We start from the raw sequence: 20,248 nt of genomic DNA, 5'->3' as shown, positions 1-20,248 counted from the left end.
TTGATCCTGCTGGAATATTATCATCCAACATTATTAAGTTAAGTTTTTCTTCTCCATCGTACTCACAAATTGCAGATATAATCATACCCTCTGAGTCGATTCCCATCATCTTACGAGGAGGAAGATTACAAATCGCAAGCAGTGTCTTTCCAATTAAGCTCTCTGCGGTGTAATATTCCTTAATACCAGATAAAATAACTCTTTCCTTTTCAGAACCATCATCTAATGTAAATTTCAAAAGTTTTTTTGACTTAGGAACTTCTTCGCAGTTCTTAACTTTTACAACTCTAAAATCAGATTTTGAGAATGTATCAAAATCAACCATATCTTCAAATAGTGGTTCAACTTTTACTTTTGAAAAGTCGATTTTTTCTGTCGTAAGTTTGTCGTAAGTATCTTTTGACGAATCCTTATTTTCTGCCTTTTCCAAGCCTATTGGCTTCATTGTTGGGAATAGAAGCACATCTCTTATAGAATGTTGGCCTGTTAATATCATAATTAGTCTATCAATACCTATTCCTAGTCCACCTGTTGGAGGCATTCCTACTTCTAGGGCGTTTACAAAGTCGTAGTCCATCATTTGAGCCTCATCATCACCAGCTTCTCTTTTTGCAACTTGGTCTAAGAATCTTCCTTTTTGGTCAGCTGCATCGTTTAATTCTGAGAAGGCATTGGCAATTTCCGATCCATTTATGAAAGCTTCAAACCTATAAGTTAAGGATGGATCATCATTTTTTCTTTTAGCAAGTGGCGAAATTTCTACTGGATAGTCTATTATAAAGGTTGGTTGGATAAGTTTATCTTCAACAAATTCATCGAAGAATTCTGCTATAATTTCTCCAATACTACCTTTTACTTCAACGTTTTTCTCTTTGGCAATAGCAACTGCTTCATCATAATCTTTGATTTGACTAAAGTCTACACCAGAATATTCTTTAACTGCCTCAATCATTGATATTCTCTTCCAAGGAGCCTTTAGTTCAATTTCATTGCCATCTAGTTCAACAACAGTCGTTCCCTTTACTTTTTTGGCAACGTGTTCTACCATTGTCTCAGTAATTTCCATCATGTCTTCAAAATCAGCATAGGCTTGGTATAACTCCATTGTTGTAAATTCAGGGTTATGAGTTGCATCCATTCCTTCATTTCTAAACATCCTGCCTATTTCATAAACCTTATCAAAGCCACCTACTATTAATCTTTTTAAGTAAAGTTCTGAAGCTATCCTTAGATACATTCCTATATCTAAGCTATTGTGGTGGGTTGTAAATGGACGAGCTGTTGCCCCTCCTGCTATTGTATTTAAGATAGGAGTTTCAACTTCTAAGAAATCTTTCGCATCAAGGAATCTTCTAATTTCTGAGATTATGTGACTTCTTTGTACAAATACATCCTTGACTTCTGGATTAACAATAAGATCCAAGTATCTTTGTCTGTATCTTAAATCAGGATCCTTTAGACCATGCCATTTTTCCGGAAGAATTTGTAGGGACTTGGTCATTAAAACTGGAGTTTGTGTTTCAATTGAAATCTCTCCTTGGTTGGTCTTAAATACCTTTCCATCTATTCCTACTATATCTCCGATATCGTATTTTTTAACTTGACTAAATTCTTCACCGATAACATTTTTACGATTTACGATTTGGATTTGACCTGATTCATCTTGGATATCCATGAAGCTCATGTTACCATGTCCTCTTTTCGCCATAATCCTACCAGCTATTCTTACAGCTTGTCCATCGTATTTAACAAAATTGTCTTTTATTTCTTTTGATGCAATTCTTCCCTTGAAATTAACTACCTTATGTGGGTCTCTTCCTTCTTTTTTAAGATCTTCAAGCTTTTCTCTTTTAATCTGAAGCATCTCATTTAAGTCTTTGTTATCAGCCATCTTCTCTCCTTATTACTTAATATTTTTAATTACAAAATACATCTTACCATTAGGTGTAGTTACTTCGACTCTATCATCGACTTTTTTGCCTATAAGGGCTGCTCCAACTGGAGATTCATTTGATATGAAGCCTTCCAATGGATTTGACTCAGCTGTTCCAACTATTTTGTATTCTAGTTCTTCGTCAAATTCTTCATCATAAACTGTTACAGTATTTCCAACGCCTACTTCATCAGAGTTTTCATCAACCTCAATTGTCTTGGCGTTTCTAATCATGTCCTCAACTTTGGCAATTCTTGATTCTACTTCACCTTGTTCATTTTTTGCTTCATCATAGTCAGCATTTTCGGAAAGGTCACCAAAACTTCTAGCTACCTTTATTTTTTCTGCAATCTCTGGGCGTTTTTTTGTTTTTAAATACTCAAGTTCATCTTCTAGTTTTTCAAGGTATTCCTTGCTTAATATTACTTCTTTATTTTCTGTCATAATTATCCTCTAAATATTGTCTATATTCATCTAGCAAGTCAAATATTTCCTTGCTTGTCTTTAGCTTATTTACCCTATCTCTATACAAAGATGATTGAGGTAGACCTTTGATATACCAGCCTACATGTTTTCTCATTTGGTTTATCACAAGTCTTTCTTCCTTGTAAGTTAGAGATAAGTCGTATTGTCTTTTAATTGTGTTTAAAATATCTTCATAGGAAGGCTTGAAAATTTCCCTAGCATTTAGGTAGTCTTTTATTTGCCTAAAGATGAAGGGGTTGCCCATAGCACCTCTGGCAATCATAGCTCCATCTGCCTTAGTTATTTCCATTACTTCTTTGTAATCCTCAAAAGAGAAAATATCTCCATTGGCTATAACTGGTATTGTAAGTGTTTCTTTTAGTTTTCTAATATCTTCCCAATTAGCCTTGCCCGAATATTGTTGGGCTTTTGTTCTTGCATGAAGGATTACATAAGCTACTCCTGCATCTTGAAGAGCCTTCCCTACTTCAATGTAATTTATGGAGTTTTCATCAATTCCAAGCCTAAATTTAACATTAACTAACTTGTCTGTGGAAGCAACTAAAGTTTTTGCAATCTTATAGACTTTTTTAGTATCTGCCAAAAGAGCTGAACCTTGTCCATTTTTGAATATCTTTGGTGCAGGACAACCCATATTGAAGCTTATTTCCTTAAAATCCTCTCTAGGATTTATTTTTTCTTTGACAACTTTCTCAATTATAGCTGGATCACTGCCAAAAATTTGTATATTGCAATTTTTCTCAAGGTCTGACTTAAACATTATCTCCTTAGTTGCCCTGTTGTCATAGACAAGAGCATTCACAGAGACCATCTCGGTAAAGGTCTTATCAGCCCCATTTTCTTCGCATATAATCCTAAAGGCGGCATCAGTTACTCCAGCAAGTGGGGCAAGCATGATAGGCTTATAGGTTTTTGTTTCTCTCATAAATTAATCTTAGTCCTTCAAGCATCAAGTCTGGCTCGATTATCTCGATAAATTTGCTTGATGCTGAAATAAGCTCAGAAAAACCACCAGTAGCAACAACTGTTATATCACCATCATCTATACCATATTTCTCATTCATTTCCCTAAATAGAATCGAAATAATACTATCGATCATACCGATATAGCCAAAAATAATTCCTGCATTAATACTATCTGATGTATTTTTACCTATGGCACTTTCAGGCTCCATCAACTCAATTTTAGGAAGTTTTGCAGTAGAACCAAACAACCCGTCTTGGGCAATTCTTATTCCAGGGGCAATTGACCCACCAAGATATTTTTTATCCTCAGTTACTACATCAAAGGTTATAGCTGTTCCCATATCGACAACTATGGTTGGCCCACCATACTTACTGTAGGCTGCAACTGCATCTACTATCCTATCAGCACCTACTTCTCTAGGGTTATCATATTCAATAGTCAAAAAAGTTGGGGTTTCGGAATCTACTATTATGGCTTCCCTATCGAATAGCTTCCTATTAGCAGATTGCCAGTTGTACATAACATCTGGAACAACGCAGGACATAATTGTATCTTCGATATCTCCTACATCTATCTTCTTAATTGCCAACATATTAAATAAAGTAGCAACCAATTCATCACTTGTTTTTTTAAGATCGGTCGCCACTCTAAATTTAGACTTTAATTTTTCTTTTTCATAAACACCGATTACTGTATTAGTGTTTCCTATATCAATTACTAATAACATCGTTACTCCAATTCACTTACAAATTAACTCTAATATAATACGTTTATTAGAGCAAATTTCAAGCTATTTTCCCAACTTATATCTCCTAATCAAGGTGTTTATCTCTTCCATATCTTCTTTTTTAACCTTAGTAACTTCCTTGCTCTCTCCCTTGTTGTCTTTTACAAGCATTACAAAGTCACCATTTTCTTGGTCAAATCCCCATTTTTTCACTTGCTTGTATGCCGAAAAAGAAGCATTAGACAAAATTCCATTTTCTCCGACATATAATTTTGATTTAGTTGAAATCATAAACACAACAGCAAGTGCAATCATAACTAGGGCTGTAAGCATATTTTGCCTATTTGCTTGAAGATAACCAAAATATAAATTTACAATACCTGTAACTGTAAGAACTGAAAACAAAATAACTTCAAAGGTTGATGATGGACGAGAAAAAGCTTTCACCTCTCCCTTCAATTTGTTCTTATCTTTCATTTGCCTAAAAATCCTATATAAGAAAAATACAACTATAACTCCATATAAGACTATTATCATCGAATCTAAACTTTTCATATCTTCTCCTTATGAGTAAAGTAGGCTCAAATACCTACTTTGCATCTTCTATATCTTCATAAACCGATCTTTTTACAACGCCAATAAATGGTAAATTGCGATACAATTGTTCATAATCAAGACCGAAACCAACTACAAATTCATTTGGGATTTTAAAGCCTGACCAGTCTGACTTTATATCAACTTCTCTTCTTTCTGGTTTATCTAAAAGAGTAACTATTTTAACGTCTTTGGCTTTTCTATTGATGAGATTTTCCTTTGTTTTCTTTAGGGTATAACCAGTATCAATAATATCTTCTACAATTAATACTTCCTTACCAGTTACATCAATATCAAGGTCTTTAAGAATTTTGACATTGCCTGATGAATAAGTATTTTCTGAATAAGAAGATACAACCATGAAGTCCATCTTTAGGTCTATTTTTAAGTTTTTAGCAAGCTCTGCCATAAACATAACAGATCCCTTTAAGATACCCACCAGGATAAGCTCGTCCTTATCCTTATAGTAGCTATTAATAGTTTTTGCAAGTTGTTTGATTTTAAGCTTTAGGCTTTCTTCATCAATTAGAACTCTTTCAACAATATCGTTATAATCAGTTACCATTTTCTACCTCTATTTTTATAATTTTTCTTGTAGAAGGATCAACCTTATAATCCTCCGAGCTTCTCAAACCTACCACCCATATTATATCATCTTTTGCTAATAACATAGGAATTTTATCTCTCTTGTACCTATCAACCTTCTGGTCAATAAAAAAATCCTTTATTTTTTTGCTAGTATTCATTCCCAAAGGCTTAAAACTATCACCATTTTTTCTATATCTTATTTTTATAGGAAAACTTAACTTAGCTCCATCAAAGTATTCAACATTTTTAGGCTTTTTTTTCTTATAAGTTTCAGCTTTGCTGGCCCTAAAAATTAAACCATCAAATGAAATCTCTTCGCCTAGACTAAGGTAGGCTATCCTATCCATAGGCTCTTTTTCACAAATTTTTCCAAGCCTATAGTGCTTGTAAGACTTAGTAAAAATCAAATCATCTTTAATTATAGACTTGCCATTAGGAAGAGTTAATAGGTTAAGGAAGGTGTCCATATTTTCCTTACTTATATCCTTAAGGTCTCCCTTAATTTCCAAAATCGCCCTTCTAATAAGTCTTGATGCTACTGCTCTATCTACTTTTTCAAGCCTAGCTTTATCAAAAATAAGAGATCCATCTTGAGATTTCTGTACATACTCATGATAAATTTCATTGATGTAGGTATCATTAAGCTTAGTTTCTTCAAAAGCAAGATGGGATAAATTTACCAAGGCTTGTTTGAAATTAGGATTTATTTTCTCTAGTTGAGGAATAAGGTCAAGTCTTAGTTTATTCCTTGTATAATCAGTTTGTTGATTTGTTATGTCAATATGGTAAGGAATTTTTTCCTCATCTAAATACCTAAGCAAGTCTTTTTTTCTGATATCAAGTATGGGTCTTATTATGTCCTTATTTTTGTAAGTCATCGCCCTAAGTCCTTCAATACCAGTTCCTCTTATCACTCGCATGAGTACTGTTTCTGCCTGGTCATCAAAATTATGGGCTACAGCAATTTTCGAACCCTTAATTTCCCTGAAAAACTGATATCTCAATCTTCTTCCAGCATCTTCTGGGGAAATTTTAAGTTTTTTTGCATAGGCGTCCATGCTAGCCCTTTTGGCAATAAATTTAAGTCCTATCTTTTCAGCGGTTTCTCTTACTAGGTTTTCATCATCTATAGCCTCTTTCCTATGTAAGTGGTTAAGGTGGGCTAATATTATCTCAAAATCCAAGTCTTTTCGCAAGGCATTTAAAGCATAAACCAAGAACTGACTGTCTGGGCCGCCACTAGCTCCTATGATAATAATATCGTTTTTTTCTATTAAATTATTATCCTCAATTGTCTTTCTTACTTTACTTATTATTGTCATCTTCATAGACCACTTCAGATTTTTTTACCATATCAAGTCTATTTCTCGCTATTTTCTCCTTGAACTCATCCGTATTTCTTTTCTCATAATCTTCCTTTAGCTCTTTGATTTCCCCAACAAGGTCATCTTTTTTCTTGATAGAAGATGAAATTTCCTTATCAAGATAAGCCATTTGCCTACTTACTCTTACCCCATAAAGCTTATATCCCGCTCCACTTACCAAAAGAAGGGATAGAATACCTAGTAGAAACCTTTGGTTTTGCTTTTTTCTTTTCTTTAGATACGAATTCTTCTTAGCCATCTATAACCTCATACATACTCGTTGCGGTATTTTTCTTAGCTCCATCTATGAGACCTAGAACCCTAAATTTAAGGTTGCTCGTCCCAAAGACCACCTCTACCACATCGCCTTCTTCAACCAGACTTCCTGGCTTAGCTAGCTTTCCATTTATGCTAACTCTTCCATTTTCGCAAGCTTCTTTAGCAACTTGCCTTCTCTTGATTACTCTCGAGTTCTTTAAAAATTTATCTATTCTCATACCTATATCTTACTTTATTTAAACTTTTATGGCAAAACTTCTGCTATTTATAAAGATATAATCCATAGTTATTTTGAAAATGCACTAAAATTCTAATAACTAGTATAATATAACTATGAAATATATTTTCCATGTTGACTGTGATGCCTTTTATGCATCCTGCGAAGAATTAAGAAATCCAAAACTTAAAAATGTTCCCCTAGCTGTTGGCGGGCTTTCTAATAAGTCTATTTTAACTACTGCCAACTACAAGGCTCGTTCCTATGGATTACACTCTGCTATGCCTGTATTTATGGCAAAAAATCTTTGCCCAAACCTAATCCTAGTCCCAGTAGACCATAAATACTATAGGCAAAAGTCATGTGAGGTTTTTGCTATAGTTGAAAATTTTGCCATCCTCATGGAGCAAGTTTCAATTGATGAAGCCTACCTTGTAGTTGAAACTGATAAGCCTGTAGTACTTGCTCAAAATTTGCAAGATACTATATATAAAGATACTGGTATTAGTGTTTCTATCGGCATATCCTACAATAAATTTCTATCAAAACTTGCAAGTGACTGGAAAAAACCTCATGGTATTACAGAAATCACCAAAGAAGACTTAGACAAAATACTTCCAGATATTCCTGTTAGAAAGGTTCACGGTATAGGAAGAAAGACAAGTGAAAAACTTGCTAAAATTGGAATCAGTAAGGTAGCCGACCTACTTAGACTTGATGAAGAATATTTGGTATATAATTTTGGTAAGCAAGGTTCTTATATTTATAATGTGATTAGAGGAATTGATGATAGAAAGGTCAATCCTCAAAGAAAAAGAAAGAGTATAGGCAAAGAACGCACCTTAAAAGCAAATACTGATGATAAGATTCTCTTGTATTCTTATCTAAAAAAAATATCAAGTTTGATTGAAGATGAAATGAATATCAAAGATATCCAAGCAAAGACTGTTAATATCAAGATTAAAGACGAATATTTCAATACTCACACCAAGGCAATCACCCTCCAAGAGCCAATATCTAAGGCAGAAGATATTTATAGAGAAGCCCTAGGTCTATTTGATGAAGCCTACAAGGGAGATAAGCTAAGACTTATTGGAATATCTCTGTCAAATCTTACCAAAAAAGACTTAAACCAACTCTCATTCTTATAAAGAAAATCCCCTCATCCATATCTAGGATTTTGGGGATTTAGCCAAAATTTCTTACATTTTATTCTTCATCTTTTTTTTCACTATCATCACTAGTTTCTACTTCTGGATTTTCTTCCTTAGGTACCATTGAAGCACGAACTTCTTCATCTATTTGACTTGCTATTTCTGGATGTTCTTCCAAGTAATCCTTAACCTTTTCCCTGCCTTGGCCAAGCTTTTCTCCCTTATAAGAGAACCAAGAACCTGCCTTGTCGACAATTTCAAGGTCAACTGCTGTATCAAGTAAAACTCCAGACTTAGAAATTCCCTTGCCATACATAATATCAAATTCTACAACCTTAAATGGTGGAGCGACCTTATTCTTAACAACCTTAACCCTTGTTCTTGATCCAATTGAATCATCCCCTTGAGTGATAGTCTTAGCTCTTCTTATATCTAATCTAACAGATGAATAGAACTTCAAGGCACGACCACCTGGAGTAGTTTCAGGTGAACCAAACATTACCCCAACTTTTTCTCTAAGTTGGTTGATGAAAATAACAGTTGTATTTGACTTAGCTATTACCCCTGTTAGCCTCCTTAGAGCTTGACTCATAAGCCTAGCTTGAAGACCAACATGGCTATCTCCCATTTCTCCTTCAATCTCTGCTCTAGGAACTAGGGCTGCTACTGAGTCTACAACTATTAGGTCAACTGCCCCACTTCTTACTAAGCTTTCAGCTATATCAAGACCTTGCTCTCCAGTATCTGGTTGAGAAAGGATGAGGTTGTCTATATCTACTCCTAAATTCTCAGCATATTCTGCATCAAGAGCATGCTCAGCATCTATGAATGCACATGTTTGTTCTAGCTTTTGGTCTTCTGCGACAATATGAAGGGCAAGGGTAGTTTTTCCTGATGATTCTGGACCAAATATTTCAATTACCCTTCCTCTTGGGATTCCTCCAATTCCTAAGGCTATGTCAAGATTTACAGCTCCTGTTGGAATTGATGAAACGGAGACTCTAGGAGTATCTCCCATCCTCATAATAGCACCCTTACCATATTTTTTTTCTATATTTTTAAACGCCTGATCCAAGGCTTTTTGTTTCTCTTTATCCATAGCACTCTCCTATTTTTCTATAAACTATATCCTGTATTCTTTTAATATTATATCATTTTTTTTGTATTCTTAAAGGAAAATAGTCAAAGAAATACCCTGCCATGAGCAGGGCATAGCCTATATATTTTCTAGGTCTAATACTTGTTTATTTTTTATTAAATAGTCAAGACCTGATATAACAGTTAGAATAACTGCCAAATAGTAAACATAAATTCCTAGATGATTAATACTAGAAACATTGACTAATAACATTACAAGGGCTATCATCTGGCTAGTTGTCTTTGCCTTGCCCCACATACTTGCAGCTATTGTAATTCCAGAATCAGCAGCTAGGGTCCTAAAACCTGTTATAATTAGTTCCCTTGAAATAATGATAATTACAGGCCAAGCAGCTATTGTTCCATCTTCTATAAGCACAAGGAAAGCTGCCATTGTTAATACCTTATCTACAAGAGGATCTACAAACTTCCCAAAATTTGTTATGAGATTTCTACTTCTTGCAAGGTAGCCATCAAGAGCATCTGTAAGAGATGCAAGGACAAAAATTATTGCTGCAAGATTCATACTCCTACCTTCGAGCATAAAGACAAGTACAAAAACAGGGATTAAAAACAATCTCACTAAAGTTACTTTATTAGCTATATTCATTATCTCCTCCTTCAAAATAGGATCTATCTATGAGAACCTTCCTTGGCTTAGAGCCTTCATATCCTCCAACAACTCCTCTTTGTTCAAGCTGGTCAATAAGCCTTCCAGCTCTAGCATATCCGATTTTAAGCTTCCTTTGGAGCATGGAAACCGAGGCAGTATTCTCATTAACTATTACCTTTATAGCTTCATCAATTAATTCGTCTTCATCTTCGCTAAAATCTGTCTCTTTTACAGAAACTTCCTCGACCTTGTCGATAGCTTCTTGGTTATAGGCTACCTCATTACCTTCTTTGATTGAGTTAACAACATTCATTACCTCATCATCAGATACAAAGGCTCCTTGGATTCTAACAGGTTTCATTGAATCACTAGATTGGTATAGCATATCTCCCTTGCCCAAAAGTTTCTCTGCCCCTTGGGCATCTAGGATAGTTCTCGAATCTATCTGGCTTGTTACTGCAAAAGCAATTCTTGATGGAATATTCGCCTTTATAGTTCCAGTAATTACATCTACTGTAGGTCTTTGAGTTGCGATAATTAAATGGATTCCACAAGCTCTTGATTTTTGAGCAAGCCTTGTTATATAGTCCTCAACTTCCGCACCTACTGTCATCATAAGATCCGCAAGCTCATCTATAATTATTACAATATAAGGAAGGTTTTCCATAGAATCATCCGATTTTTGAGCCCTCTTATAACCGACTATATCCCTAACATGGTGTTTTTCAAAAAGCTTGTATCTTTTTTCCATCTCAGAAATCGCCCAAAATAAAGAAGATGATGCTTTCTTTGGATCAGTTATTACAGGCATTATCAAATGTGGAATACCATTATAAATAGATAGCTCTACAACCTTTGGATCTACTAAAAGAAGTTTTACATCATTTGGTGAATGTTTGTAAAGAATAGACATTATGATAGTGTTGATACATACGGACTTACCAGAACCAGTTGCTCCAGAAACAAGCAAGTGGGGCATTTTCTCTATGGCGGAAACTTCAACATTGCCAGAAATCGACTTGCCCATAGCAAAGGGAATCTTACTCTTAGCTTTTACAAAATTTTCTGATGCAAGAATCTGTTTAAGTCCAACCACTTCCTTCTTATCATTTGGAACTTCTATCCCCACATGACTTTTCCCTGGAATCGGAGCTTGAATTCTTATCCCACTACTTGCAAGAGAAAGAGCTAAATCATCTGCAAGATTTATAATCTTACTTACCTTTACTCCCCTTTGAGGTTTTAATTCGTAGCAAGTAACCGTAGGGCCAACATCAATTTGAACAACCTTACCATCAATACCGAAAGAATCCAAAGTTTCCTCTATAGCAATTGCCCTTTTCCTTATCTGATCATTATCCATTCCCCCATACTCATCCCTATCTTCTAAAAGGTCGATAGATGGATATGCATAATCTCCAAATTCCCTTCTGAAATTATCGTTAAGGTCTGCAAATTCGACTTGACGAGACTTGTAATTATTAACCTTAGCATCACCAAGACTTTCCAAATCATAATTTTTTAAAGGCTTTTTCTTTACAGGCTTATCTTCCAAAGTTGAGTCTGTGATATTAAATTTTTCAGATTCATCATCTGGATAATCATCAATTAAATTATCTTCAAGCTCTTTTTTGCTAGCTTTCTTAGCTTGGCTTTTTTCTCTTAGCTCTAAACTTTTTTCTTTAACAGCACTTAACATTTTCACAAAAATCCTTTGTAAGATTCCCCTTGTTTTATGGAAAAACTCACCATAAGTAAAGGGACTGACATTGACTATTAAAGCAAAAATCATAAGACCATAGAGGATGTAAAGGCCAAGATTTCCAATCAAGTTTACTAAGAAATAGCAAACAAATCCACCAACAGCACCTCCGCCATCGGCTTTTTGAACCATAGAATATTCAATAGTCCACGCCAAATCATTTCTTATACTATCTCTAGCTAACAAGGCTAAAGTAAGAAAATAAATTACATAAATTAAGAAAAACTTTGACAGGTTAGCCCTAAATTTTCCAATTGCTATTGCAAGAAAACTAAAAAATATCAAGACTGGCACAAGTAGGGCGAGCTTACCAAAAATTTTCACAAAAATCTTTGCCAAAACATCTCCCATAAGTCCTGTGTTCGAGCTTAAAATGAATACAAACAACAAAATCTGAACAACCATCATTATTATAGAAAATTTCTTTAGGTCAAAGGTAAATTCTCTAGTTTTCCTTGACTTTGTCTTGTTAGGTGATTTTTTATTCGATTTTTTTCTAATTCTATTCTGATTTATATTCGTCATTTCCACCTCTATATAAATTATATAATAAAGAGTATAAAAAATAAACTGCCCTAGGACAGTTTATCTTCTAAGTCTTACTTATCTTTTTTGTCGTTTTTCTTATAAGGTGATTCATCAACTGGCCAAGCTTCAGGTTTTTCAAGAAGAGCCTTGCGAGATAGGTTAATCCTACCTTGTCTGTCAATTTCAGTAACCTTAACCCTTACTTCATCTCCAACACTTAGTGCATCTTCCACTTTTTCAACCCTGTGGTGGTCGATTTGTGAAATATGAAGAAGACCTTCCTTACCAATTGCAATCTCAACGAAAGCTCCAAAATTCATAATTCTTACAACCTTGCCTTCATAGATATCACCAGGTTTTGGATCAGTAACAATTGACTTAATCATCTCAATCGCCTTCTTGCCACTTTCTCCATTCTCAGATGCTACAGTTATGTGTCCATCATCCTCTGTTTCTATCTTAACTCCAGTCGCATCAATTATTTTGTTAATTGTTTTTCCACCTGAACCAATCACATCACGAACCTTTTCTGGATCTATATCTATTGTAAAAAGTCTAGGTGCGTAATCAGATATATCGGCTCTTGGTGAAGCAATGGCTCCCTCAATTACATCAAGGATTCTCATTCTAGCACTGTGAGCATCATTTAAGGATTGTTCAAGAACTTCTCTAGTTATACCTGAAATTTTCATATCCATTTGTAAGGCTGTAATACCATCACGAGTTCCTGCAACCTTAAAGTCCATATCTCCAAGGTGGTCTTCTAGGCCTTGGATATCTGTAAGGATAGATATTGAATCATCTTCCTTTATAAGACCCATAGCTATACCTGCAACAGGCTTTTTGATTGGCACTCCTGCATCCATCAAGGAAAGAGTCGAACCACAAATAGATGCTTGAGAGCTTGAACCATTAGATGAAAGAACTTCTGACACAACTCGAATAGTATATGGAAAGTCTTTTTCATCAGGTAGCACTGGAATTAAGGCTCTCTCAGCCAAACGTCCATGGCCGATCTCACGACGACCAGGTCCTCTTAGTGGTCTTATATCTCCTACGCAGAAAGGTGGGAAGTTGTATTGGTGCATATACCTCTTATTGATTTCTTCCTTGTTTAAACCATCAATTATTTGAACATCGGCAGGTGAGCCCAATGTTACAATAGAGAGTACTTGAGTTTGTCCTCTTTGGAAAAGTCCAGAACCATGTACCCTAGGTAATAGACCAGCTTCTGCAGAAAGAGGTCTTATCTCAGTAAGATCACGTCCATCTGGTCTTATTTTATCAATTGAAATCATACGACGAACTTCTTTTTTCATTATATTGTCAATTCTTCTATGAATTTCGTCTTCTGTTTCTGGATATTCTTCTAGGTATTTTTCCTTGGCTTCTTCTTCTATTCTAAAGATATTATCTTCTCTTTCAGTCTTATCTGTAGTTCTGATTGAACTTTTAATTTCTTCTTCAAAATCTTCAGAAATTTTTCTATCTAGCTCAGTTTCTTCGACTTCAGGGACTTCGATTTTTTCTTTACCTATATCGTCGATTATTGTTTGGATAAAGTCAGATATATTGCCAATTTCTTCCAAAGCAAGGAGCATTGCCTCAAGCATTTCATCTTCTGAAAGCTCCTTCGCTCCAGCTTCTACCATGTTGATGGCCCCCTTCTTACCTGCAACAGTAAGCTCTAGGCTAGACTTTTCTCTTTCTTCCTTATTAGGGTTAATGATTAGTTTATCACCAACCTTACCTACCGTACAAGCTCCAACTGGTCCATCAAAAGGTATTTCTGAAATACCAAGGGCAATTGATGCTCCAATAGTTGTAAGCGGATCAGGTAGATTATCTTCATCCATCGACAAAACAGTAGCTATGATTTGGACATCATTGTAATAGTTTTCTGGAAAAAGAGGTCTTAGAGGTCTATCCATTTGTCGAGAAATAAGGGTTGCTTCATCACTTGCCTTACCTTCTCTCTTTAAGAAACCTCCTGGGATTTTTCCTACTGCATATAATTTTTCTTGAAAATCACAAATTAATGGGAAAAAATCTATTCCTTCTCTTGGTTTCTCACTAGCTACCGCTGTTACAAGCATAGAAGTATCTCCACTTCTTATGTAACATTCTCCATTCGCTTGCTCAGCGAACTTGCCTATGGTAACTTCAAGGTCTTTTCCTAATTTTGATGTGTATTTATAAGTTTTTACCATCTTTACTCCTATATAAAATAAGGCGGGTAGTAACCCCGCCAAAAATTAACCTCTTAAACCTAGTCTTTCAATGATTGATCTATATCTATCAATATCATTGTCTCTAAGGTAGTTTAACATACCTTTTCTACGTCTAATCATTTTGTAAAGACCTCTTCTTGATGAGTGATCTTTTTTGTTTTCTTTTAAGTGTTCAGTTAAATCAGCAATTCTTTTTGATAGGATTGCGATTTGTACTTCTGGAGAACCTGTATCTCCTTCTTCTAGTTGGTATTCTTTGATTATTGCTTGTTTAGCTTCTGTGTTTAACATAATTTCCTCCGTTTATTTTATTTGCCATTACCAAGTAAAAGTCGAGGTATCGATTACTTAGTAAAGGTACCGTCAGTTATTATACTTGTACTTTTTGATTTGTAAAATTATTTTGATAATTTTTCTATATATTCATAGGCCATAGCCTTGTCTATGTTCATCTGCTCAATTAGACCGTCTTTGGAAGAGAATTTTATATCATGCCTAAAAAATTCGATAAACTCAAGGGCTATGTCCTTGCCATAAATATCTTCTTTAAAGTCTAAGATATAAGTTTCGACTTTTCTATCAGCATTTTCAAAAGTTGGATTTGTACCAATATTAGTTAGACCATAGTGAAATTCATTATCTACGCTAACCCTAGTGAGGTAAACGCCATCAACAGGTAATACATAATTAAAACTTAAATTTAAGTTGGCAGTTGGAAAATTAAGAGTTCTTCCTCTTTTCATTCCATCAACAACCCTGCCCCTAATTTTATAGTATCTTCCAAGCAACTTATTTGCCTTCTTGATATTTCCTTGCCTAATAATATCTCTTATAGAATTTGATGAAATTTTATGGTTTTCGTCTTCCTTCTCAAAGTCTACAACAGAAGTTTTAAAGCCATATCTTTCTTCAAATTTTCTAAGAGTTTCAACATCTCCAGCCGCTTTTCTTCCGAACCTATAGTCCTTACCACATATTATGTAAGATGCATTGAGCTTTTTGTTAATAATTTCCGCTATAAATTCTCTTGGAGAAAGGTTCATAAATTTTTCATCAAAATCAATTAGGCAAAAGGTCTCAATTCCCATAGATGCAAGAATTTCAATCTTATCCTCGAGGCTTGTCATATAGTCCTTTTCATGCCTTAACCTTAACTTCGTATTTTCCTTAAAAAGCAAGACAGCAGGTTCAAGGCTGTATTTTTTGCTTATTTCTAAGTTGTTTTTCATTAGTTTTTGATGACCCAAATGTACTCCATCGAAGTTACCCAAAGAAACTGCCTTTCTTTGGAGATCTGGGAGATCCATATTCAAGTCATAAATTTTAATCTTGTCTATCATAAAATACTTTCTCCATTTTCAGAAAATATCCATCCTTACTTTTTATACTTTTTCCAAGTCCAATAAATTCTTCCCCTACATAAATTCTTGCAAGGCTATTGATTTCATCTTCAATCTTTATGGTCATACCATTGATAACTTGATCGAAATACTTTTTTTCTAAGCCATATGAAGGGAAATTATCCAAAGCCTTATCGATACTTTCAAGCCTTCCTATAAGGCTATCCTTACCAATTTCCAAGATATCATCAGACTTTATAGCATCTTCCAAAAGAAAATCTCCAACCCTTGTTCGACTTAGTTCCTTGACATAGGCATAAGTTTCAAGATATTCTCCCAAATCGTCTACCAAGGTTCTTATATAGGTTCCCTTAGAACAAGTTACTTCTATGTTTGCGTAAGGAAAATCAAAGTCTATAAGCTTTATATCATAAATTGTAACCTTACGTTTCTTTCTATCAATCTCGACTCCCGCTCTTGCCAAATCATAGAGTTTCTTACCACCCACCTTTAGAGCCGAGTACATAGGAGGAATTTGCGTGATCTCTCCCCTAAATTTTTCTAAGGCTTTTTCTAGGTCCATTCTTGTTATTGTCTTTGAACTTTGACCTATAACTTTTCCAGCTCCATCTAAGGTATCAGTTTTTTTCCCGAACTCTATTAGGCTTCTGTAGGTCTTATCCTTTCCCATCATATAGTCTGAAACTCTTGTGGCTTTGCCGACAACTATAGGAAGAACTCCTGATGCTTCAAGATCAAGAGTTCCTGTATGGCCTACTTTCTTTTGGTTAAGAGCCTTCCTTACTAGGGAGACGCACCTTGCCGATGATATTCCTTTTTTTTTGTTTATATTTAAGATACCGCTATGCATCTATTTCCTTCAAGATTGCTAGAGCTTTTTCACTAGCAGCTTCTAGGGATTGATCAAAAATTGAAAATCCACTAGCCTTGATATGACCACCACCACCATTAGCTCTTGCTACCACGGCAACATCCGTATCCTTGCTTCTCAAAGATACCTTATATTCACCATCATCATATTCTTTTAGAATCATTGAAACTCCAACCTCATCAAGGTCTCTCAACATACCTACAACTGTTTCAGCATCCCCCATTTGTACACCATGTTTATTAACAAGTTCTTTAGAAACAACTGAATATGCTTTCTTATCAAAAAATTGTGCATTTGCTATCACTTCTGTTTGGAATTTCATAACTTTAATTGGTTTTGATTGATAAAGATTTCTGTAGATATATTCGCTATCAGCTCCAAGACTTAATAGCCTTCCAGCCACATTGAAAGTGTACTCACTTACATTTGCATATAGAAATCTTCCAGTATCTGTGCATAGACCTGTATAGATTAATGTAGCAACATCCTTATCTATCGGAAGATTGAGCCTATCAATTATTTCGAAAACAAGCTCGCAAGTTGCTGGAGCAGTATCAAAGATTAGGTTTAAATCTGTTGTGATACCTCCGCCTACATGGTGGTCAATAACAAGAGTGTTTTTTGATGCTCTGGCTATTGGTGTAAGCTTATCTCCAATCCTATCAAATTCTGAGCAATCAAGAATCATAAAGAGGTCATAAGAGGTTCTTGAACCTTCCTTATAATTTTCTTTTTCTGGCAAAAATTGAAGATAATCGTCAATAGTATCATTAGCGAGAACTTCAACATCCTTGCCATAAAGTTCTAAGGATTTTCTTAGAGCTAGGGTTGATCCCAAGTTATCACCATCAGGGTTGATGTGGGATGCAATAGCAATAGTTTCTGCATTATCCACAAGTTCTTTAAATTTATCTAGTTTTTCTTTACTGATTCTCTCTATCTTCATTGGCTTTTCTATCCTTTGCGATTGTTTCTTCTATTAGTTTATCCATATAGGCCCCATGCTCAATAGATTCGTCTAACTTAAACCTAAATTCTGGCATAGACCTAAGTCTCATTCTCTCTCCAATAAGAATTTTTATATATCCTTTGGCTTGGTCAAGAGCATCGAGGGCATCTTTTTTGTTTTGACTATCTCCTAAGACGCTTATATAGCAGTCTGCATAGGAGAGGTCATTGGTAACTTCGACATCTGTCAAAGAAACCATAGCCTCGGTACTTAGCCTTGGATCGCTAAGATCGTCCCTCATTATCTTGGATAATTCTTTTTTAACTTCAGAAGAAATTCTTTCCGTTCTTCTCTTATTCATTAATCTCTTTCCTTCTCAACCATTTCATAGGCTTCCATTACATCGCCTACCTTAATATCGTTAAATCTGTTAAGGCCGATACCACCCTCATAACCTTGAGCGAGTTCTTTAGCATCATCCTTAAATCTCTTCATTGATGAAATTTCTCCATCAAAAATCACTATATTATCACGAAGTAGTCTAACACTTGCTCTTCTTGGCACAGAACCATTAGTTACCATAACGCCAGCAATCGTTCCAGCGCCTGGAACCTTGAATGTATCACGAACTTCCGCACGACCAAGGACAACTTCCCTAAATTCTGGATCAAGCATACCCTTGATGGCTTTTTCAACATCTTCTATGGCTTCGTAAATTACTGAGTAAGTTCTTATTTCAATGTTATTATCCTTGGCTCTTTCCAAAGCACCTTGAGTTGGCCTTACATTAAAACCAATTATTACCGCATTAGAAGCTTGGGCTAGAAGAACATCTGATTCTGTAATTCCTCCAACAGCTCCAGCTATAACTGAAACAACCACTTCCTCATTTGATAGTTTGACTAAGGATTGACTTACTGCATCAACAGTTCCCTTAACATCAGTTTTGACGATTATGTTAAGTTCTTTTAATTCACCTTCAGCTATGTTTGAATACATATCTTCTAGGTTAGTATTAGCCTTTGCCTTGAGGTGTTCTTCACGCTTAAATTCTGCTGCTCTTTGGGCGAATTCTCTGGCTATTTGTTCATCCTCAACTGCATAAATCATATCTCCTGCTTCAGCAACATCAGATAAACCAAGGATTTGAGCTGGCATTGATGGGGTAGCCTCATCTATAGCTTCACCGTGGGAGTTGAACATAGCTCTGATTCTTCCCGAAGCAGAACCAGTTACCACATAGTCTCCTGAGTGAAGTGTTCCCTTTTGAACAAGAACTGTAGCAACAGCTCCTCTTGCCTTGTCAAGTTGGGCTTCAATAATAATACCAACTGCTCTTCTATTTGGATTTGCCTTTAGCTCTTTCATATCAGCTACTAGGAGAACCATCTCAAGTAGGTCTTCAATTCCTTCTCCTGTGTGGGCAGATACAGGAACCATAATTGTGTCTCCGCCCCATTCTTCAGAAACTAGTCCGTATTCCATTAGCTCTTGTTTAACCCTATTTGGGTCGGCAACTTCTTTATCAATTTTATTTATAGCTACGACTATAGGTATACCAGCAGCCTTGGCGTGATTTATTGCTTCAACTGTTTGAGGCATAACTCCATCATCTGCTGCAACAACAAGAATTGCTATATCTGTTGATTGAGCTCCTCTCATCCTCATTTCTGTAAAGGCCTCGTGGCCCGGTGTATCTAAGAAGGAGATTTTCCTTCCATTTAAGTCAACTACAGACGCACCTATGTGTTGGGTTATCCCACCAGCTTCTCCACTAGTTACTCTTGTAGATCTAATGCTATCAAGTATTGAAGTCTTGCCGTGGTCAACATGGCCCATTACTGAAACAACTGGAGGTCTACTTACTAAATCCTCTTGCTTATCCTCGTAGTCTAATTCTACTGATTGTTCTTCAATGGCATCATATTCTTGTTCTAGACTAATCTCCTTGCCAAAATCAAGGGCAACCAATTCTGCTTGTTCAAAATCTATCTGATCATTTAATCCAGCCATTATACCAAGACCGATTAATTTACCAATTACAGAGTTTGGAGATTCGCCAATTCTATCAGCAAAAGTTTTTACATTAACTGTCTCTGGAATTTCAATTATTCCAGAATCATTTTTTTCTTCGGCTTGTTTTTTGTTAATCTTAGAAGTTTTCTTATTCTTAGACTTTTTCTTTCTCTTCTTTTTCTTAGGTCTATCTTCTTGCTCGAATTCTTCCTCGTCTATAACCTTAGCCATATTTTTTTGATGGTTTTTATTTCCTTTTTTGTTTGATTTGTGCTTATCTTGTTTTTTCTCTTCTTTTTCTTCCTTCAACTCATCAAAATATTCATTAATTATATCAAGGTCAGCTCCTCCCACCATTGACATATGAGATTTAATATCTAAGCCAAACTCATCAATCAAAAGTTTAACCATATCTTTCGCTGCCATATTATTTTCTTTTGCTAGTTCATATACTCTAATTTTTTCTGCCAT

The 20,248-nt window shown here is 35.3% G+C and carries 20 protein-coding genes; 1 reads left to right on the top strand and 19 read right to left on the bottom strand.

All coding sequences use genetic code 11. The features are described from left to right. From lysS to Q0W95_RS03205, 9 genes are all read right to left on the bottom strand, one after another. On the bottom strand, positions 1–1,891 hold a 1,891-nt coding region (lysS, locus tag Q0W95_RS03245), incomplete at its 3' end, for a lysine--tRNA ligase (protein WP_297789945.1). A gap of 12 nt (positions 1,892–1,903) precedes the next feature. Continuing rightward, positions 1,904–2,377, bottom strand: coding sequence for a transcription elongation factor GreA (gene greA / locus Q0W95_RS03240; RefSeq protein WP_297789943.1), 474 nt, complete (start codon positions 2,375–2,377; stop codon positions 1,904–1,906). Continuing rightward, the gene (gene dusB, locus Q0W95_RS03235; protein WP_297789941.1) at positions 2,364–3,344 is read right to left on the bottom strand and encodes a tRNA dihydrouridine synthase DusB; all 981 of its coding nucleotides are present in this window, start codon (positions 3,342–3,344) and stop codon (positions 2,364–2,366) included. Before dusB ends, greA begins: the two co-directional genes overlap by 14 nt. Continuing rightward, complete coding sequence (locus tag Q0W95_RS03230; RefSeq protein WP_297789939.1) at positions 3,322–4,113, bottom strand: type III pantothenate kinase; 792 nt, start codon at positions 4,111–4,113, stop codon at positions 3,322–3,324. Before Q0W95_RS03230 ends, dusB begins: the two co-directional genes overlap by 23 nt. A gap of 63 nt (positions 4,114–4,176) precedes the next feature. Then, complete coding sequence (locus Q0W95_RS03225) at positions 4,177–4,668, bottom strand: DUF986 family protein (RefSeq protein WP_297789936.1); 492 nt, start codon at positions 4,666–4,668, stop codon at positions 4,177–4,179. A gap of 34 nt (positions 4,669–4,702) precedes the next feature. After that, the gene (gene hpt / locus Q0W95_RS03220; protein ID WP_297789934.1) at positions 4,703–5,272 is read right to left on the bottom strand and encodes a hypoxanthine phosphoribosyltransferase; all 570 of its coding nucleotides are present in this window, start codon (positions 5,270–5,272) and stop codon (positions 4,703–4,705) included. Then, the gene (gene tilS / locus Q0W95_RS03215; RefSeq protein WP_366800477.1) at positions 5,262–6,623 is read right to left on the bottom strand and encodes a tRNA lysidine(34) synthetase TilS; all 1,362 of its coding nucleotides are present in this window, start codon (positions 6,621–6,623) and stop codon (positions 5,262–5,264) included. The genes hpt and tilS overlap by 11 nt, the downstream gene beginning before the upstream one ends. Beyond that, complete coding sequence (locus Q0W95_RS03210) at positions 6,601–6,918, bottom strand: septum formation initiator family protein (protein WP_297789932.1); 318 nt, start codon at positions 6,916–6,918, stop codon at positions 6,601–6,603. The genes tilS and Q0W95_RS03210 overlap by 23 nt, the downstream gene beginning before the upstream one ends. Beyond that, a complete protein-coding gene (locus tag Q0W95_RS03205; RefSeq protein WP_297789930.1) occupies positions 6,911–7,156 on the bottom strand; it encodes a S4 domain-containing protein in 246 nt (81 codons plus the stop codon). The genes Q0W95_RS03210 and Q0W95_RS03205 overlap by 8 nt, the downstream gene beginning before the upstream one ends. 115 nt (positions 7,157–7,271) lie before the next feature. Between Q0W95_RS03205 and Q0W95_RS03200 the strand changes: the two genes are divergently transcribed. Then, on the top strand, positions 7,272–8,306 hold the full coding sequence (locus tag Q0W95_RS03200) for a DNA polymerase IV (RefSeq protein ID WP_297789928.1): 1,035 nt from the start codon (positions 7,272–7,274) through the stop codon (positions 8,304–8,306). Between the two features lie 58 nt (positions 8,307–8,364). Here Q0W95_RS03200 and recA read toward each other — a convergent pair whose 3' ends face one another. The 10 genes from recA to infB all read right to left on the bottom strand — a co-directional run bounded on the left by recA (position 8,365) and on the right by infB (position 20,248). After that, positions 8,365–9,408, bottom strand: a complete 1,044-nt coding sequence (gene recA, locus Q0W95_RS03195) for a recombinase RecA (RefSeq protein ID WP_297789926.1) — start codon at positions 9,406–9,408, stop codon at positions 8,365–8,367. Positions 9,409–9,525: 117 nt separating this feature from the next. Further along, entirely contained in the window at positions 9,526–10,056 is a 531-nt protein-coding gene (pgsA, locus tag Q0W95_RS03190; protein WP_297789924.1) for a CDP-diacylglycerol--glycerol-3-phosphate 3-phosphatidyltransferase, read from the bottom strand. Further along, positions 10,043–12,346 (bottom strand): DNA translocase FtsK, encoded by a 2,304-nt coding sequence (locus tag Q0W95_RS03185; RefSeq protein WP_297789922.1) that lies wholly within the window; start codon positions 12,344–12,346, stop codon positions 10,043–10,045. The genes pgsA and Q0W95_RS03185 overlap by 14 nt, the downstream gene beginning before the upstream one ends. A gap of 74 nt (positions 12,347–12,420) precedes the next feature. After that, positions 12,421–14,559, bottom strand: coding sequence for a polyribonucleotide nucleotidyltransferase (gene pnp / locus Q0W95_RS03180; RefSeq protein ID WP_297789920.1), 2,139 nt, complete (start codon positions 14,557–14,559; stop codon positions 12,421–12,423). A 45-nt stretch (positions 14,560–14,604) separates the two neighbouring features. Continuing rightward, a complete protein-coding gene (gene rpsO, locus Q0W95_RS03175; protein WP_297789918.1) occupies positions 14,605–14,871 on the bottom strand; it encodes a 30S ribosomal protein S15 in 267 nt (88 codons plus the stop codon). Positions 14,872–14,978: 107 nt separating this feature from the next. Next, positions 14,979–15,920 (bottom strand): bifunctional riboflavin kinase/FAD synthetase, encoded by a 942-nt coding sequence (locus Q0W95_RS03170; protein ID WP_297789916.1) that lies wholly within the window; start codon positions 15,918–15,920, stop codon positions 14,979–14,981. Further along, entirely contained in the window at positions 15,904–16,791 is an 888-nt protein-coding gene (gene truB / locus Q0W95_RS03165) for a tRNA pseudouridine(55) synthase TruB (RefSeq protein ID WP_297789915.1), read from the bottom strand. Before truB ends, Q0W95_RS03170 begins: the two co-directional genes overlap by 17 nt. After that, entirely contained in the window at positions 16,784–17,758 is a 975-nt protein-coding gene (locus Q0W95_RS03160; protein WP_297789913.1) for a bifunctional oligoribonuclease/PAP phosphatase NrnA, read from the bottom strand. Before Q0W95_RS03160 ends, truB begins: the two co-directional genes overlap by 8 nt. Next, entirely contained in the window at positions 17,736–18,122 is a 387-nt protein-coding gene (rbfA, locus tag Q0W95_RS03155) for a 30S ribosome-binding factor RbfA (RefSeq protein WP_297789911.1), read from the bottom strand. The genes Q0W95_RS03160 and rbfA overlap by 23 nt, the downstream gene beginning before the upstream one ends. Then, the gene (infB, locus tag Q0W95_RS03150; RefSeq protein WP_297789909.1) at positions 18,122–20,248 is read right to left on the bottom strand and encodes a translation initiation factor IF-2; all 2,127 of its coding nucleotides are present in this window, start codon (positions 20,246–20,248) and stop codon (positions 18,122–18,124) included. Before infB ends, rbfA begins: the two co-directional genes overlap by 1 nt.

The sequence above is a fragment of the uncultured Anaerococcus sp. genome, from assembly GCF_947253225.1.
Taxonomy (GTDB): domain Bacteria; phylum Bacillota; class Clostridia; order Tissierellales; family Peptoniphilaceae; genus Anaerococcus.
The sequence above is the reverse complement of the archived record's forward strand: the minus strand, read 5'-3'. Positions and strand labels throughout refer to the sequence as shown.